Consider the following 17,116-nt stretch of genomic DNA (forward strand, 5'->3'; position numbering starts at 1 on the left):
TTAGAAGCGATAGGTGGCAGATAAATTCACACGGGAAATATCGGCTTCTTGGCCATTAAATTTTTCCTGTTTACCATGATGGTATTCTGCACCTAAATTAATATGTGGTACTGGAGAATAAATCACATTGGCCACATAATCGGTTAAGCGTTTATTGGTGGTTGGGTTGGCTTTGGCATAGTCACTGGAGTCATCAAACTCGACCAGACTGGCAGCAATACTGCTGCGCCATTTTGGTGTGAACTTGTGGGTATAACCAATATTCAAGCTATCGAAGGAGTTCAGCAATAATTCATCATTTTCCGTATCGACAGAATAGTCACCCCCCAAAGCAGCACCATCGACAGTCGAACCTTGAACTAAAAACGAAGCAATGCGCTGGTCACCGACCATATGAAAATAGTTGCCCTGAATCGAGTTTTTATCATCAAGATGATAGCGCCCGCCGACACCTACACCCCAACCGACTTTATTAATATCACCGGTTTCAGTCTGGGCTTGTTTTTCATTGACGAAGCCCTGTGCCAGCAGATGCAATGGTCCAGATTGATGCACATATTTGGTGGTAAGAGCTGGTAAAGCCGAAGAGCGATCTCCACTTGCCATATATTCCAGACCGATATTCCAGGTGTTTTCCGGATCCAGTTTCCAGGCATAACTGATTTGCGGGGTACGCAAAACCGAACCACCCAGCAACAAGCTATAGTCGACCGCATCGGTGCTGATTTCAGGGGTAGACATTAATGACCAGGCCTGACCAAAGGTCCAGTTATAGTATTTAAAATGTGCATGACGGATGCGGAAACCACCATCACCTTTACCCCCATTGGTCCAGAAATCGGCCTCTACACGTGCAGAAATATTCGGATTACCGCCAATATCTTTGGCTAGAAAACCGACCCGGCTAGCCGCCAGTGTAAAGGCTGAGCGTACTGAATCTGGCTCATGCAGTTCCTGATTAATCTGGTTAATGGTACGACCGCGTGATTTTGTGGTGCTTTCAAAATCAACTGCACCATCCAGGCGAATCAGGCCATAGACATCCACATTATCCAGCATCGCGCTGAGGGTTTTAGCATCCTTGGCTTTGGTTTCTTCCTGCTTGGCCTTTAAATCTAATTGAGTGGCTTTTTGCTGTTCCAGTTCGGCCTGAATCTGCTTTAACTGAGATTCTAAAAACTGGATACGATCTTCAGACACCTCTGCTGAAAACACCTGACCTGAAGCGATACCGCATAAAGTGGCTAAAACTAATTTTTTCATTTCTTAATCCCTAAAGAAATTTTTTCAAATAATGAAAGGTGATGTGCCTTTCGGTTGCAGCAATTTTTAAATCAAGATGATTGTTGAACGTGAAGATGGAATGGGGAGGGCGACCATAAATGCTCACCCTCCAGACCGGGACTTATTCTGCCTTTTGAGGATCGTATAAGCGGTCTTTAATAAACAGGGCAGGAATTAAACCGCACAGGAAGTACGCTGCACCCATAACCATCAGGCCGGTACCAATAGAACCATTCATGGCCAAATAACCGATGGTGATTGGAGCAAATACGGCACCTACACGGCCAATGTTGAATGCACCACCAACCGCTGTACCACGCACCGTTGTTGGGAAACTCTCGGTCAGATAAGTTGCATTAATTGCGTATGGAATACCGTACAGGAAACCAAAGATCAGCATTAAAACACCGATATTTTCAGGGGTATGCATATACACCACCACTGGAATAAACAGCGCAGTTCCCATGGTGCCGAAAGCGAACACAATACGGCGACCAATTTTATCTGCCACATATCCGGCAATGACTTTGGCGAAAATCATGGTCAGGAAGGTACCAATCATGTACAGCGCCATTTCCTTGAATTTAATGCCTAATTCTGCTTCCAGGTAGGTTGGCAACCAGTTACTCACACCGAAGTAACCGAACAGCAGGAAACCAGAACTAAATGACCATAAGATAAACATCTTGCCGTGGGTCTTGTCTTTCAGAATGGTGATGTACGGATTACCTTTTTTCGCGGTAGTGTCCACAAGCTGGCCAGTACGTTTCATTTCACGCACGCGCTTCCAAGACTCAGGCTCAGGAACCAGGAAGTGCATTAGAATACCTAAAGCCAATGGCGCAATGGTGATCCAGTACAGCATACGCCAGCCGTATTCAGGAATAATCCAGCCAGACAGCATGGTGATAACCAGTGAACCCAGGGTAAAACCAGTCATCAGGGTAGCCAGTACCGTAGTACGATATTTGGTTGGGACATACTCTGACATCAAGGTATTACAGGCAATATATAAACAGCCCAAACCTAAACATGAGAGGGTACGTAAAATTGCAAATTCAGTATAAGACTGTGCAAAACCTGAATAAGCTGAAAGGATGGAGAAGGAAATTGTTGCCACAACAATTACCCGGACACGGCCAAAGCGGTCACAGGCCCAGCCGCCAATAAATCCGCCAATTCCCATACCAAATAACGACCAGCTCCCCAAAGCACCGGCCTGCATTGAGGTTAATCCCCATTCTGCTTTCAGACTGGTGAGACTGAAGGCCAAAATACCAATATCGGCACCGTCACAAAGCAAGATCAGGAACGCAAAGATAAAGGCTGTAACCCACAGACGTTTGGGTGCCTGTTTGATTGGTTCCTCAGCAGAGATGGGTTGCCTATTCTCTCTGGTTTCGATTGTTTCGGTTGTCATTGTTATATCCTCTACTTTATAAAGCAGCACTCCTGTGCTACCGCCTAACAAAGTCATGTATGCATGACTTCTGATTTATTCGGGCTTGAGAACACGCTCTTTTAACAGCACCGCTCAAACATCCTGATTGAACCTGTTGTGTCTGCTATCGCGTCATTTAAATAACAACTATGTCATTTGTGATACATACTTATTATTCAAATGAACTAATATTTCGTTTCTCAACACTTACTTCTATATGAATGGTTCAATTCACTTGTAAAATTCCATCCAGCTTATAACCTCAATGCTCTGTTTATCTTGATCTGGTTTCAGGATATAAAAACTAAATCAATATAAAACAATGTCTTATTTATAGATAAGCCAATTGCAAGCTAAGCCAGCTACAAGCCAAAATTTTCAAGAAAAATTAAATAATCTCGTGTAATTTCGTTATACGAAATCAATTAATCATAAAACACAGTTTATAACAAGATCTTTTGTCTATTTTTTAATAAAAATATCTTTTTTACGCTTTATCCGCAAAAAAACTTGCATTCCGGGGGAATAAACCTTAATTTTTATACAAAATAAATTTTCGCTATACAAAATAAATGGAGATTTACATGGAACAGGTCGTTCAAGTAGAACAAATCAATGCTCATGTCGCACTGGTGAAAATCCATCGACCTGAAGCAAAAAACGCCTTAAATACTGAAGTACGCCAGAAACTGGCTGAAGCTTTTCGTCAACTGAATGATGATGTCAATATTCGCGCCATTGTACTGACCGGCGGAGAGCAGGATTTTGCTGCAGGTGCCGACCTGAAAGAGCTGGCCAATGCAGAAACCATTCAAATGATGCAGCGTCGTACTGAGCGTTACTGGCAGGCGATTGCACAATGCGCCAAACCGGTCATTGCCGCGGTTAATGGTTATGCCTTAGGTGGTGGCTGTGAACTGGCCATGCACGCCGATATTATTATTGCCGGCAAGAGCGCGACCTTTGGTCAGCCTGAAGTCAAAGTTGGGGTCATGCCAGGCGCCGGTGGTACACAGCGCCTGTTCCGTGCCGTGGGGAAATTCCATGCCATGCGCATCATCATGACCGGCTGTCTGGTGCCGGCACCAGAAGCCTATCAAATTGGTCTGGTCTCTCAAGTAACTGAAGACAGCGAAACCATTGCCACGGCCATCAAGATGGCTGAAGGTCTGGCAAAACTGCCACCAATTGCCCTGGAACAGATTAAAGAAGTGGCCTTACTGGCAGAAGATGTACCGTTGAATGCGGGGCTAAGCCTGGAACGCAAATCATTCCAGATGCTGTTTGCTTCTGAAGACCAGAAAGAAGGCATGCAGGCCTTTATTGAAAAACGTAAACCAAATTATCAGGGACGATAAGCATGACTGTACATATTCAGAAAATCGGGATTATTGGTGTCGGTACCATGGGTGCCGGAATTGCCCAAATTGCCATTCAGTCTGGCCATGATGTGGTCCTGTTTGATGCCAAAGCTGGCGCTGCAGAGCAGGCTCAGGAAAAACTGGCCAAAACCCTGAATACCCTGGCAGATAAAGGCAAATTCAGTCATGAAAAAGCCGCTGAAGATCTTGCCCGTCTTTCAATTGCCGAGCAACTGGAAGATTTAAAAGATTGTGATCTGGTGGTAGAGGCCATTATTGAAAATCTGGAAATCAAACAGAAGCTGATGCAACAACTGGAAGCGATTGTCAAACCGGAAGCAATTCTGGCGTCGAATACGTCTTCATTGTCGATCAGTGCCATTGCAGCCAACTGCAGTCAACCAGAACGTATTGCAGGCTATCATTTCTTTAATCCGGTACCGCTAATGAAAGTGGTGGAAGTGATTGAAGGCTTTAATACCCGTGCCGATATTCTGGATGCCTTGACTCAACTCTCGATCAAGATGGGCCATCGTCCAGTGAAAGCCAAAGATACTCCAGGATTTATTATTAACCATGCCGGCCGTGCCTTTGGCAGTGAAGCCTATGCTATCCTGAATGAAAATGTCACGCCATTTTATGACATTGACCGGATTTACCGTGATGGGATCGGTTTTAAGATGGGACCATTCGAGCTGGGCGATCTAACCGGCATGGATGTATCGCATCCGGTCAGTGAGTCGATTTATCATCAGTATTATGAAGAAGCACGTTACCGTCCAAGCGTAATTACCCGTCAGCGTTTTATTGCCAAGCAACTGGGCCGTAAAACCGGTAAAGGTTTTTATGACTACACTTCTGGCAGCAAACAGGGTGATGTTGCACCAGTACTGGCTGAAAAACTGGCGCAATATCCATCGGTCTGGTTAGGCACCGAATATAGCGACGACCGTCAGGCGCTGGAGCAATATCTGCAACAGTTCAATATTCTGGTGGAGCAGTCTGAACAGCCATCTCAAGATGCACTGGTGCTCATTGCCACCTATGGTGAAGATGCCACTTCGGCGGCTGTACGTTATGGCGTTGCCCCACAGCAGGTGGTGTGTATTGATCTGCTCTATGGCCTGAATAAACACCGCACTTTAATGCCGACTTTTGTGACCAAAGCTGAACTGACCCAGGCGGCGCAATCTATTTTTAATCTGGATGGTGTGACAGCCAGCATTATTCAGGAAAGTGTCGGTTTTGTGGCGCAGCGTGCGTTGGCCATGATTGTAAACCTGGGCTGTGATATTGCCCAGCAAGGTGTTGCCACAGTTGAAGATATTAATATCGCCGTGAAACTGGGTCTGGGTTATCCGCATGGTCCAATTGAATGGGGCGATGTTTTAGGCGCGGAAAAAATTCTGAAAATTCTGGATCGCATGACCGACATTACCCGCGATCAGCGTTATCGTCCAAGCCCATGGTTACGCCGTCGCGTCCAGTTGGGTCTGCCACTTGTTCATAGTTCTAATTAATCTAAAGTTAAGGGAATAACACTCATGTTAAATGCATATATTTATGATGGTTTACGTTCACCAATCGGTCGTCATGCCGGCAGTTTGTCAAGTGTGCGTCCAGATGATCTGGCTGCAACCGTGATTAAAAACCTGCTGGAAAAAACCGGTATTCCAGCTGCCGATGTCGAAGATGTGATTTTCGGTAGCACCAACCAGGCCGGTGAAGACAGCCGTAACGTAGCACGTTTTGCCGCACTTTTAGCCGGTATGCCAGTGACTGTACCGGGCCAGACCGTAAACCGTTTATGTGCATCTGGTTTAGGTGCCGTGATTGATTCGGCACGTGCCATCACCGCAGGTGAAGGCGATGTCTATATTGCTGGTGGCGTAGAAAGCATGTCACGTGCACCTTTTGTATTGGCGAAAGCAGAAACAGCCTTTTCGCGTGATGCAAAAATGTATGACACCACCATCGGAACCCGTTTCCCGAACCGTAAATTTACCGCTCAATTTGGCGCACACAGCATGCCAGAAACCGGTGACAATGTAGCGGAAGAATTTGGCATTAGCCGTGAACAGGCCGATACCTTTGCCGCTGCATCACAGGCAAAATATCAGGCAGCCAAAGAAGCAGGATTCTTTGAAGGTGAAATTACTCCAATTGAAGTTTCACAAGGGCGTAAATTACCGCCTAAACAGGTCACTGAAGATGAACATCCGCGTGCATCTTCAACATTTGAAGCATTAACCAAGCTGAAACCCCTATTTGAAGGTGGTGTGGTCACAGCAGGGAATGCATCAGGTATCAATGACGGCGCTGCAGCACTGATTATCGGCAGTGAAAAAGTTCAGGAACAGTATGGCTTAAAACCTTTGGCGCGTATCCTGTCTTCTGCAGCAGCCGGCATTGAGCCACGCATCATGGGTGCGGGGCCAATTGAAGCGATCAAAAAAGCAGTACAACGCGCGGGTTTAACCCTAGATGATATGGATATTATCGAGATTAACGAAGCGTTTGCCAGCCAGGTATTGTCCTGCTTAAAAGGTCTGGATGTGGCCTTTGATGATCCGCGGGTCAATCCAAATGGTGGTGCGATTGCGATTGGCCATCCACTGGGTTGTTCTGGTGCACGTTTAGCCTTGACCGTTGCACGTCAATTACAGCGCACAGGTAAAAAATATGCCGTGATCAGCCTGTGTATTGGCTTGGGTCAAGGTCTTGCAATGGTCATTGAAAACCCTGAAGCAGCCTAAACTGGTTTAAGTCGAAATTAAATGCCATGCATATCTAATATGCATGGCATTTTTTTGTTAAATATTTAGCCATAAAAAATCCCCGCAGATGCAGGGATAGGCTAGTTCTGGTCGGAATCAAGCGCGCTTGGTCACCAGTAAAGTGGCCGAACCAAAGGCATAGACTTTACCATCTTGATCGACAATACGACCTTCTGAAGTCAGTACGTTACGGCCGACGCGAATCACTTCACCAATGGCGGTATAGGTTTCGCCACTTTGCATGGCTTTGAGCATTTTTACGTTTAAATCAATCGTTGAAAAACTGACCCCGGCATCGACAGTGGTGTGTACAGCAGCACCCGTAGTACTGTCCAGCACGGTGGCACAAAAACCGCCATGAATACCGCCTTGTAAATTGAAATGGCGATGATCTGGTCGTACCTCATATTCCACATAATTTTCACGTACGACGGTCAGACGCATGGGAATAATTTCACTCATGGGTGAGCTGGCAATTTCACCATTCTTGATAGCGGTTAAATACGCGAGTCCATTCATTTGTGATGTCGACATACAGGCTCCTTCTTATCCATTATTTCGCTCTATGAAATAATATTCTGTTTTATTAAAAGTATGATATAACATTAAAGTGAACATAATGCTATATATTCCAGGATGGAACGATGACAATAAAAAACCTTGTCACAGCTGCCGAATGGCAAGCCCGATGTGAGCTGGCGGCACTGTATCGCATCATTGCGCATTACAAAATGACCGATTTAATTGACACCCATATCAGTTTACGGCTGCCCGATCAGCCCGACTGTTTTTTGATTAATCAGTATGGTGTGGCCTTTGAAAAAATGCAGGCCTCCACCCTGGTCAAGATTAATCATGCCGGAGCAGTGGTAGAAAGCTATGAACAGGAAAAACCGGTCAATATGGCGGGTTTTGTAATTCATTCTGCAATTCATGCAGCGCATCCGCATCTGAATTGTGTCATTCATACCCATACCGCAGATGGAATTGCCGTGTCGGCCCAGAAACACGGTTTATTGCCTATTTCGCAGCATGCCTTGAAGTTCTATCAGCATCTGGCTTATCACGAGTATGAGGGCGTGGCACTGTCTACCGATGAGCAGGAACGCTTGATTGCAGATTTGTCCGGTCATCGTGCCATGATTTTACGCAACCATGGTCTGCTGGTGGCTGGCGAATCGATTGCACGCGCTTTTCATGAAATTTATTTTCTGGAGCGGGCTTGTCAGGCACAGGTCAAGGCTTTAAGTGGCGGTGCAGAGTTGCATTATCCAAGTGAAGAGGTTTGTGTTAAAACCGCCAAACAGTTTGCCAGTCCACTGGTTGAGCCGATTTTACAGCGTGCCTGGCTGGCGGCCTTGTCGCTGATTGAGCATCAACAGGCGGAGTACAGCGCATGATTGTCATTTCCAGTACGCTTCCCGATATCCAGAAGATTCTGGTTAAAGTATTTGAAAAATACGCTCCTCCAAACAGTGTTTGTGTTGCACAAAGTCTTGAAGCCAAAGAGGCCACCACAGCCGCATGCTGGTTTCCCGATATGCCATACCTGAAAACTCTGCCCAAATTGCAAGTGATTCATTCAATTGCGGCCGGGGTTGAACATCTGAACTTGAATGAAGTGAGTGCAGAGCAGTTTGTATGCCGGGTCTTAGATGAGCATCATCAAAAAGGTATGTTCGATTATTTGCTTTGGGGTGTGCTGTATTATCAGCGTTATTTCGACCGGATGTTGCAGCAGCAACAGCAGCAGATCTGGAAACAGCATCGTCAGAGTTATAGCCATCATATCCAGATTGGGATTATGGGGCTGGGACACATGGGCGGCTATGTGGCAGAGCGCTTTGCCGCCATGGGTTACCAGGTTTCTGGCTGGTCCACTTCGGCCAAAGATTTAGCCCAGGTAAAAAGCTATGTCGGGACCGAGCAGCTGGCGGAGTTTTTAGCTCAGAGTCAGATTCTGATTAATTTAATGCCCTTAACCGCAGACAATACCGCTATTTTATCTGAGGTCTTGTTTCAGCAGTTACCAGAGCAGGCCGTCTTGATTCAGGTCGGCCGTGGTCAGCATCTGGTCGAGCAGGACCTGCTCAAAGCGCTGGATTCTGGGCATTTACGCGGTGCAATTGTCGATGTATTTGATGAAGAACCGTTGGCCGCAGATCATCCATTCTGGCAGCATGACAAGATTGTAGTCACACCACACATTGCCTCGCATGCTCCGATGTCGGTGGTAGTCGAGCAGATTCTGGAAAATGACCGCCGCATACAGGCCAATTTGCCGTTATGTAATCAGGTCGATCTGACCAAAGGTTATTAGGATAAAACCAGAAGAATAAAAAAGGATATTAAAGATGTTCACAACCATTCAAACCGAATTGAGCCAGGGCGTGGCGATACTGAGGTTCAATCGTCCAGACTGTTTAAACAGTTTTAATGTGACAATGCATCAGGAAGTTCAACATGCGCTCAAAGACTGGAGCCAAGATGCAGCAGTCCGGGTCATTGTCATTCGTGGCAATGGCCGAGCTTTCTCTGCCGGGCAGGATTTAAAAGAACGCTCCGGACAACTGGCACACATTCCTTTACCCTCAGAAGGCTCACTGGCCAAATATTATAATCCTTTGGTTGAGCTGATCCGGCATAGTCCAAAACCGGTGATTGCAGCAGTGAATGGGGTGGCTGCTGGTGCAGGCGCCAATATCGCTTTGGCCTGTGATCTGGTGATTGCCAAAGAAAGTGCCCAATTTATTCAGGCTTTTTGCAAAATTGGCTTAATTCCAGATGCCGGTGGGACCTGGATGTTACCACGCCTGATTGGTCATGCACGCGCGGCTGCATTAATGCTCTTGGGTGAGCCGGTATCTGCTGTTGAAGCGGCTATTATGGGCATGATCTGGAAAGCCGTACCCGATCAGGAATTTGACGATTATATTGTTGAAGTCGCCCAGCAACTGGCCAAGCAGCCGACCTATGCACTGGCATTAATTAAACAGTCCTTGCAACGCAGTGCTGAGCATAGCCTGAGCCAGCAGCTGGAACTGGAGCAAAACCTGCAATATCTGGCCTTAAACAGTCAGGACTATAAAGAAGGCGTACGGGCCTTTGTGGAAAAACGCCCGGCACAATTTATTGGCCGCTAAGGAGAGTATTCATGAGCATTCAAACCCGTGTAACCCAGATGCTGGGCATCCGCCACCCGATTATTCAGGGCGGTATGATGTGGGTCGGTACCGCAGAAATGGCCAGTGCCGTTTCCAATGCCGGCGGATTGGGCACCCTGACTGCCTTGACCCAGCCAAGCCCTGAAGCCTTGGCCCAAGAAATTGCCCGGTGCCGGGAAATGACCGATCAGCCTTTTGCCGTCAACCTAACCTTGCTGCCCGCAGTCAATCCGCCGCCGTATGCGGAATATCGGCAGGCAATTATTGACAGTGGCATCAAGATTGTCGAAACTGCAGGCAATAAGCCACATGAGCACATTGAAGTGTTCAAGCAACACGGTATTACCGTCATTCATAAATGTACCTCGGTACGCCATGCCTTATCAGCACAGAAAATTGGTGCCGATATTATTTCCATTGATGGTTTTGAATGTGCCGGACATCCGGGTGAAGACGATATTCCAGGATTAATCCTGATTCCGGCCGCGGCTGATCAGCTCACGGTGCCAATTATTGCCAGCGGTGGCTTTGGCGATGGTCGCGGTTTAGTGGCCGCACTGGCGCTTGGAGCAGAAGGCATTAATATGGGCACCCGTTTTTGTGCCACGCAGGAAGCGCCGATTCATGACAACATCAAACAGTTTTATTTAAACAATGATGAACGGGCAACGAATTTACTCTATCGGCAATTTAGAAATACCGCACGGGTCGCGAAAAACTCGGTTTCTGACCTGGTGGTACAGATGAGTCAGGACCCGAATCTGGAGTTTGAACACATCCGCCCTTATGTCAGTGGTTTAAAAGGCAAGCTGGCCTTGGAAACAGGTGATGTGGATGCCGGCCTGATTACTGCCGGGCAGGTTTTAGGACTGATTCATGATATTCCAAGTTGTGATGACTTGATTCAGCGGATGATTCAGGATGCTGAACAGATTATTCAGCAGCGTCTGGCAGGGCTGATTCAGGTTTAAATCTGCAATAGGGTACGCTAGAAATGAAGATGCCATTCAGCAGTGAATGGCATTTTTTTATGGGCAAAATTAAATTAAAAATCGAATTTTTGTGTCATGACTAGATTTTAGCTTTCAAATTATATTATAGTGGATTTAAAACATAGTTTCGTATTATGAAATATTAACTCATAAATACTGAGAACAGGACTCATACAAGGGAATTACGATGAGAAATTATATTGCACCATTAAAAGATATGAAGTTTGTGCTGAAAGATTTGCTGGATGTTGAACAAAAATATCAGGGGTATGCAAAATTTGAAGACAAAGTCTCTATGGATATTATGGAGCAATATTTAGAAGTTGCTGCTGATTTCTGCCAGAACGAGCTTTTACCTATTAATGCTACAGGCGACCAGCAAGGCTGCCGTTTAGAAAATGGTGTCGTGACCACACCAGATGGCTTTAAAGAAGCCTATGATAAATATGTTGAACTGGGCTTTACCTCATTAACCGGTGATGAAAACTACGGTGGCCAAGGTTTCCCGACACTGTACCGGATTGCCATTTCTGAAATTATTACGGCCACCAACTGGTCATGGGGCATGTATCCGGGCCTGTCACATGGTGCAATGCGTACCTTGGAACATCATGGCAATGACGAACAAAAACAGAAATTCCTGGTGCCACTGATTGCAGGGCGCTGGACCGGTACCATGTGTCTGACCGAATCACATGCTGGTTCAGATTTGGGCCTGATTCGTACCAAAGCGGTTCCAAATGCCGATGGCAGCTATAGCATCAGCGGTGAAAAAATCTTTATTTCGGCAGGTGAACATGACCTGGCTGAAAATATTGTGCATATCGTTTTGGCACGCTTACCGGATGCACCGGCGGGCACCAAAGGCATTTCACTCTTTATCGTACCTAAATTTAATTTAGATGAAGACGGCAATGTCGCAGAACGTAATGGCGTAGTGTGTAGTTCTATCGAACATAAAATGGGTATTCATGGCAATGCCACCTGTGTCCTTAACTTTGAAAATGCCAAAGGTTTCCTGATTGGTCCTGAAAACCGTGGCCTAAACTGCATGTTCACCTTTATGAACTCTGCACGTATTGGTACCGCCATTCAAGGTCTGGCGGCAGCTGAATCTTCTTATCAGGGTGCCTTGGCCTATGCCAAAGACCGTCTGGCCATGCGTTCACTGGAAGGTGCAAAAGCGCCAAACCTGCCAGCAGATCCAATTATCGTGCATCCGGCAGTACGTAATATGCTGCTGACGCAGAAAGTCTTTGCTGAAGGTTCGCGTGCATTGGCTTACTACTTAGCCACTTATGCAGATATTGCTGAAGCGACTGAAGATGCAGCCGAGAAAAAAGCCGCAGATGACCGTCTGGCTTTATTAACTCCAATTGCCAAGGCTTTAATGACAGAAACCGGACTGGAAGCCGCCAAACATGGTATGCAGGTCTTTGGTGGTCATGGTTATATTGCCGAGCATGGCATGGAGCAAATTGCCCGTGATGCGCGTATTGCCTGTTTATATGAAGGCACCACGGAAATCCAGTCGATTGACCTGTTGGCACGTAAGGTTCTAGGTTCAAAACTCAGCTTATTAACAGCATTAACTGATGAAATTCAGGCCTATATTAAAGAGCAACAGGCCCATCCTCAATTTGCAGGCTATGCACAGCAGGTAGGTGAGCTGACCCAGCAATGGCTGGAGCTGACTCAACTGATCCAGACGCAGGCACAACAATCTGCCAATGAAATTGGTGCAGCCTCTGTTGATTATTTATATTTCTCAGGCTATGTGGTGTTTGCGTATCTCTGGCTCAAGATGGCGGTTGTGGCACAACAACGCGTCGATGAAGGACAAAGCGATCCGTACTATGCAGCTAAAGTAAAAACGGCTCAATTCTACTTTGAACGTATTTTGCCAAGAACCTGTACGCATCGCGCCAATATTCAGGCCGGTGGAGCAAGCCTGTTCCTGCTGACGCCAGAAGAATTTAAATTTGATTAATCCGCTTTTGCACCCACAGAGAGAGCCTACTGTGGGTGTATTTTTTTAAGCCTGTTCTCTATAGCAAAAATAGTTCAGGTTTCATTGCTTGAAGAGCATCACAAGTAGAATTTTACCAGATCAATTGCAGATAAAATAACAAGATCAGGAGTCTATATGGAATTAGACGCACGTTCACAACAGTTTCCCTATGCGAGTACCCAGCTGACCTATCATGAAGTCGGCCAGCCCTCCGTACATCCAACCATCATTTTAATTCATGGTACGGGTGGTAATACCCAAAAACATTTTAATTATATTTTCCCGATGCTGGGCATTCATCAGCGCGTGCTTTCGATTGACCTCTATACACCGGAGAAAGCGGATTTAAAGCTGACAGATTTTAGCGAGCAGGTAGAAGCTTTAATTCAGCATGCAGTGGCGGAGAATGAACCGATTACCGTGGTCGGTTATTCTTTGGGTGCTGTGATTGCCGCCCAGGTCGCGGCCAAGTTACAACAACGAATTTCACAGTTGATTTTATTGGCAGGATGGGTCAAAACCAGTTCGGTGCAGCAACTGCGCAATACCATCTGGCAGCAGTTATTTAATGAACAATCCAAGGCATTGCCACATTTTGTAAATTACTGTTTATACAGTGATCACTACCTGTCTTTACGCACTGAACAGCAGGTTCTGGAGCTGGCACGCTTTGTTACGCCCTCTGCTGATGCAGCCAGACAGCGTGAAATGAACTATCACCTCGATATCAGCAATATTCTGGCTGATATTACCGCAGATACCTTAATTGTGGCCTGTCATGAAGACCGCATGATTCCTTTGGCTCAAGCCAAGTTACTGTTTGCCTCGATTGAACGCAGCCGTTATGTCGAAATTCATTCCGGACATGCCTTGCATATAGAAGCACCGGCGGAGATTGTGCAGCTGATTAACCAGTTTAATCAGCATCCCGAGCAATATCCGATTAACCAGAAAATCCAGCGATTTGCACCTTAAAGGAGAAGCAGCATGCAAGCTCATGTACAGCGTAGCAAAATTTTAATTGTCGGTAGCGGTTTTGGTGGCTTGGGCATGGCCATTCGGCTCAAACAACAGGGCATCGATGATTTTAAAATCATTGAACGGGCAACAGAAGTCGGTGGAACCTGGCGGGATAATACCTATCCGGGTGTGGCTTGTGATGTGCCGTCGCATCTGTATTCTTTTTCTTTTATTAAAAATCCGTACTGGTCGCGTATTTTTCCGCAAGGAGCAGAAATCCAGCGTTATCTGGTTCAATGTTGTGATCAGGAGCAAATCCGCCCGTATATTGATTTTAATACAGCACTGGAAAAAGCCCACTGGAATACAGCACAAAGAATCTGGGAAATTCAGACTTCACAAGGAGCGTATCAGGCCGAGTTTTTAATTACCGCCACAGGGCATCTGGCCGATGAGCATCTCCCGGATATTCCTGGTTTGGCTCAATTTCAGGGGCAGGTGATGCATTCTGCACGCTGGAATCATCAGGTTGATTTGGCTGATCAACACGTGGTGGTGGTCGGTTCCGGCGCATCAGCAATTCAGCTGGTGCCGGAAGTGGCGAAACTTGCCAAAAACCTAACCGTGTTGCAGCGCAGTGCACCCTATATTTTACCGCGACCGGACCGGCCTTATAGCGAAACGGAAAAACAGCTATTTCGTAAAGATCCGGAAAGTATGGCGGCTTTACGCCATTCCTTGTTCTGGGATAATGAGTTTAATTTTGCCCAGCGCCGTAATTTAAAAAGTCATATTCAGCGGGTCAAAAAATCCTGCTTACAGTTTCTAAAACAGCAGATTGATGATGCTGAATTACAGCGTAAACTGACACCACATTATGAGCCGGGCTGTAAGCGGATTTTATTATCAAATACCTATTATCCAACTTTTTTACAGCCGCATGTCACGCTGGAAGATTCCGCGCTGGCAGAAGTCTCACCAGAAGGCGTGATCAGCCAGTCAGGACAATATTTCCCAGCCGATGTAATTATTTTCGCCACCGGTTTTGAAGCGGCACGGCCACCGTATGCAGCAAAAGTGCTGGGTAAACATGGCTTAAGTCTGGAACAGCAGTGGTCAAGTGGCATGCAGGGCTATCAGTCGACTACAGTACATAATTTCCCCAATTTATTTATTTTAAATGGACCGAATACCGGCAGTGGACATAATTCTGCCTTGTATTTTCTGGAAGTGCAGTTTGATCTGGTGCTGGATGCACTCGAATTTTTTGAACAGGAACAGATTCAGGTGTTTGAAGCAGATCAGGCCGCAGAAGATGCCTATATGGAGCAGTTACAGCAACTGTCTCAGGGCAGTGTCTGGCTGTCGGAAGGCTGTAAAAGCTGGTATCTTGATCCGGTCAGCCGCAAACTGACCTTAATCTGGCCGGACTTTGCTCATTCCTTTAGAGACAAGAACCGGCAGTTTATGCGCAGTGGCTATCACTTTCACTATATTGAGAATCCTCAGCAGAATGCTGTTTAAATGGCGTACCTGAGCTATTAAAAAACCAGTCATCAGACTGGTTTTTAATATGTTTAATTGGCCTTTTGCGGATCGTATAAACGATCTTTAATAAATAGCGCAGGTATCAGACCGCAGATAAAATAGGCCGCAGCCATAATCAGTAAGCCCGTTCCAATAGAACCGCCTTGGGCAAAATAACCAATGGTTAAGGGCGCAAATACCGCACCAATTCGGCCAATATTAAATGCACCACCGACTGCCGTACCGCGAATGGAGGTCGGAAAACTTTCAGTCATATAGGTGGCATTAATGGCAAAAGGCATGCCATAGAGAAAGCCAAACATCAGCATCAAATATAAAATATTGGTGGGGGTATTAAAGTAGATAATGACCGGCAAAAATAATGCCGTTCCCATGGTGCCAAAGGCAAATAACGCACGGCGGCCAAAACGGTCTGCCAGAATGCCGGCCACCACTTTGGCAAAAATCATGATTAAAAATGTGCCGACCATATAACCGGTCATTTCTTTAAAACTGATGCCAAGATCAGACTCCAGGTATGCCGGAAGCCAGTTACTTAAACCGGCATAACCAAACTGCAGGGCACCGGCACTTAAAATCCACAGCATAAACATCCAGCGATGTTTTTTGTCTTTTAAGATGACCAGATAAGGATTCTGTTTTTTGATTTTCACTTTGCTATGTAAAGCTTCCTGACGCTTGTGCTCACGAGAACGTAACCAGGATTCAGGCTCCGGCACCAGAAAGTACATTAAAAAGGCAAGAAAAATAGGGAAAATCGTAATCCAGTACAGCATACGCCAGCCATACTCAGGAATAATCCAGCCGGCCAGCAAAGTGGCACATAATGAACCCAAGGTAAAACCGGTCATTAAAGCCGCAAGTACCGTAGTTCGATATTTGGTCGGCACATACTCGGACATTAAGGTATTACAGGCAATATAAAGTGAGCCAAGGCCAATGGCTGCAATACTCCGCACAATCAGAAACTGATAATAGGAATCGACAAAACCCAAGGTACAGGACAAACTTGAGGCCAGAATCATATAAAATACAATAACTTTAACCCGGCCAAATCGGTCACAGGCCCATCCGCCAATCAGACCGCCAATTACACCACCCACCAGACTCCAGCTGCCCAGCGCACCGGCCTGAACAGTAGTAAGGTTAAATTCTGCTTTAATACTGGTCAGGCTGTAGGCGAGAAAAGCCAGATCAATCCCGTCGGCAAGCAGAATAAAAAAACATAAAATAAAAGCGGTTTTCCATATTTTCTCTGGCTGAGCTTGTACCTGCTCAGCCACCATCACTGAAGCTTTTTGCGTCATCACTGATATCCTTTCATCATTCGTTCTTGTTTTATGAATAATTTTTCATGGTTATTACTCATTATTCATGAGTTTAGTTTTCAGCAAAAAACCTTATATTTCGTATAGAGAAATCTTGTTTTTCTTTATTTTTAGACCAAAGACTAGGGTCTGTTGACATTTCATAATGGTAGCCAAATAAAGATACAAGCTAAGGCAACAGAATTTTCATAGCTTTGCTTTAGCTTGTCATAGCGTGTGGCAATTCCTCTAAATTGCTTTAATCTAGCAA

14 protein-coding genes and 1 pseudogene are annotated in these 17,116 nt (G+C 45.8%); 10 read left to right on the forward strand and 5 right to left on the reverse strand.

Annotated elements, in window-relative coordinates; genetic code table 11:
- Together FTT64_RS11045 and FTT64_RS11050 are read right to left on the reverse strand one after the other, a co-directional pair.
- A complete protein-coding gene (locus FTT64_RS11045) occupies positions 1-1,263 on the reverse strand; it encodes a DcaP family trimeric outer membrane transporter (RefSeq protein WP_005178021.1) in 1,263 nt (420 codons plus the stop codon).
- Between the two features lie 142 nt (positions 1,264-1,405).
- Complete coding sequence (locus FTT64_RS11050) at positions 1,406-2,704, reverse strand: MFS transporter (RefSeq protein WP_005178018.1); 1,299 nt, start codon at positions 2,702-2,704, stop codon at positions 1,406-1,408.
- A gap of 605 nt (positions 2,705-3,309) precedes the next feature.
- Between FTT64_RS11050 and FTT64_RS11055 the strand changes: the two genes are divergently transcribed.
- From FTT64_RS11055 to FTT64_RS11065, 3 genes are read left to right on the forward strand one after another with little or no spacing between them, the layout of a single operon-like run.
- Positions 3,310-4,083 carry an enoyl-CoA hydratase gene (locus tag FTT64_RS11055; RefSeq protein WP_127799140.1) on the forward strand — a complete coding sequence of 258 codons (774 nt, stop codon included), beginning with the start codon at positions 3,310-3,312 and terminating at the stop codon, positions 4,081-4,083.
- A gap of 2 nt (positions 4,084-4,085) precedes the next feature.
- Entirely contained in the window at positions 4,086-5,606 is a 1,521-nt protein-coding gene (locus FTT64_RS11060; RefSeq protein WP_180182389.1) for a 3-hydroxyacyl-CoA dehydrogenase, read from the forward strand.
- 24 nt (positions 5,607-5,630) lie between these two features.
- Positions 5,631-6,842 carry a 3-oxoadipyl-CoA thiolase gene (locus FTT64_RS11065; protein ID WP_005178011.1) on the forward strand — a complete coding sequence of 404 codons (1,212 nt, stop codon included), beginning with the start codon at positions 5,631-5,633 and terminating at the stop codon, positions 6,840-6,842.
- Between the two features lie 117 nt (positions 6,843-6,959).
- Here the strand turns inward: FTT64_RS11065 and FTT64_RS11070 are convergent, their stop codons facing one another.
- On the reverse strand, positions 6,960-7,397 hold the full coding sequence (locus FTT64_RS11070; RefSeq protein ID WP_104473214.1) for a PaaI family thioesterase: 438 nt from the start codon (positions 7,395-7,397) through the stop codon (positions 6,960-6,962).
- A gap of 110 nt (positions 7,398-7,507) precedes the next feature.
- Between FTT64_RS11070 and FTT64_RS11075 the strand changes: the two genes are divergently transcribed.
- The 7 genes from FTT64_RS11075 to FTT64_RS11105 all read left to right on the forward strand — a co-directional run bounded on the left by FTT64_RS11075 (position 7,508) and on the right by FTT64_RS11105 (position 15,514).
- A complete protein-coding gene (locus tag FTT64_RS11075; RefSeq protein WP_180182390.1) occupies positions 7,508-8,263 on the forward strand; it encodes a class II aldolase/adducin family protein in 756 nt (251 codons plus the stop codon).
- Positions 8,260-9,183 (forward strand): glyoxylate/hydroxypyruvate reductase A, encoded by a 924-nt coding sequence (locus FTT64_RS11080; RefSeq protein WP_180182391.1) that lies wholly within the window; start codon positions 8,260-8,262, stop codon positions 9,181-9,183. Before FTT64_RS11075 ends, FTT64_RS11080 begins: the two co-directional genes overlap by 4 nt.
- Before the next feature lie 34 nt (positions 9,184-9,217).
- Positions 9,218-10,006, forward strand: a complete 789-nt coding sequence (locus tag FTT64_RS11085) for an enoyl-CoA hydratase-related protein (RefSeq protein ID WP_104491837.1) — start codon at positions 9,218-9,220, stop codon at positions 10,004-10,006.
- 11 nt (positions 10,007-10,017) lie between these two features.
- Positions 10,018-10,998: a nitronate monooxygenase family protein gene (locus tag FTT64_RS11090; protein WP_005177998.1), complete on the forward strand. Its 981-nt coding sequence runs from the start codon at positions 10,018-10,020 to the stop codon at positions 10,996-10,998.
- A 208-nt stretch (positions 10,999-11,206) separates the two neighbouring features.
- On the forward strand, positions 11,207-13,009 hold the full coding sequence (locus FTT64_RS11095; protein ID WP_127799148.1) for an acyl-CoA dehydrogenase C-terminal domain-containing protein: 1,803 nt from the start codon (positions 11,207-11,209) through the stop codon (positions 13,007-13,009).
- A 156-nt stretch (positions 13,010-13,165) separates the two neighbouring features.
- Positions 13,166-14,005 (forward strand): alpha/beta fold hydrolase, encoded by an 840-nt coding sequence (locus FTT64_RS11100; RefSeq protein ID WP_104473219.1) that lies wholly within the window; start codon positions 13,166-13,168, stop codon positions 14,003-14,005.
- 12 nt (positions 14,006-14,017) lie between these two features.
- Entirely contained in the window at positions 14,018-15,514 is a 1,497-nt protein-coding gene (locus FTT64_RS11105; protein WP_180182392.1) for an NAD(P)/FAD-dependent oxidoreductase, read from the forward strand.
- Between the two features lie 53 nt (positions 15,515-15,567).
- On the opposite strand, the gene FTT64_RS11110 is transcribed toward FTT64_RS11105, so the two are convergent.
- Both FTT64_RS11110 and FTT64_RS11115 read right to left on the reverse strand, forming a co-directional pair.
- Positions 15,568-16,845: an MFS transporter gene (locus tag FTT64_RS11110; protein ID WP_180182393.1), complete on the reverse strand. Its 1,278-nt coding sequence runs from the start codon at positions 16,843-16,845 to the stop codon at positions 15,568-15,570.
- A gap of 161 nt (positions 16,846-17,006) precedes the next feature.
- A pseudogene (locus FTT64_RS11115) lies at positions 17,007-17,116 on the reverse strand (IS5/IS1182 family transposase); the annotation flags it as partial.

Source organism: Acinetobacter sp. Q186-3 (assembly GCF_013420655.1).
In the GTDB taxonomy this organism is placed as follows: Bacteria; Pseudomonadota; Gammaproteobacteria; order Pseudomonadales; family Moraxellaceae; genus Acinetobacter; species Acinetobacter indicus.

Coding starts and splice junctions, on each gene's coding strand:
- FTT64_RS11045 (WP_005178021.1), bottom strand. CDS start 1,263: ATGAAAAAATTAGTTTTAGCCACTTTATGCGGTATCGCTTCAGGTCAG.
- FTT64_RS11050 (WP_005178018.1), bottom strand. CDS start 2,704: ATGACAACCGAAACAATCGAAACCAGAGAGAATAGGCAACCCATCTCT.
- FTT64_RS11055 (WP_127799140.1), top strand. CDS start 3,310: ATGGAACAGGTCGTTCAAGTAGAACAAATCAATGCTCATGTCGCACTG.
- FTT64_RS11060 (WP_180182389.1), top strand. CDS start 4,086: ATGACTGTACATATTCAGAAAATCGGGATTATTGGTGTCGGTACCATG.
- FTT64_RS11065 (WP_005178011.1), top strand. CDS start 5,631: ATGTTAAATGCATATATTTATGATGGTTTACGTTCACCAATCGGTCGT.
- FTT64_RS11070 (WP_104473214.1), bottom strand. CDS start 7,397: ATGTCGACATCACAAATGAATGGACTCGCGTATTTAACCGCTATCAAG.
- FTT64_RS11075 (WP_180182390.1), top strand. CDS start 7,508: ATGACAATAAAAAACCTTGTCACAGCTGCCGAATGGCAAGCCCGATGT.
- FTT64_RS11080 (WP_180182391.1), top strand. CDS start 8,260: ATGATTGTCATTTCCAGTACGCTTCCCGATATCCAGAAGATTCTGGTT.
- FTT64_RS11085 (WP_104491837.1), top strand. CDS start 9,218: ATGTTCACAACCATTCAAACCGAATTGAGCCAGGGCGTGGCGATACTG.
- FTT64_RS11090 (WP_005177998.1), top strand. CDS start 10,018: ATGAGCATTCAAACCCGTGTAACCCAGATGCTGGGCATCCGCCACCCG.
- FTT64_RS11095 (WP_127799148.1), top strand. CDS start 11,207: ATGAGAAATTATATTGCACCATTAAAAGATATGAAGTTTGTGCTGAAA.
- FTT64_RS11100 (WP_104473219.1), top strand. CDS start 13,166: ATGGAATTAGACGCACGTTCACAACAGTTTCCCTATGCGAGTACCCAG.
- FTT64_RS11105 (WP_180182392.1), top strand. CDS start 14,018: ATGCAAGCTCATGTACAGCGTAGCAAAATTTTAATTGTCGGTAGCGGT.
- FTT64_RS11110 (WP_180182393.1), bottom strand. CDS start 16,845: ATGACGCAAAAAGCTTCAGTGATGGTGGCTGAGCAGGTACAAGCTCAG.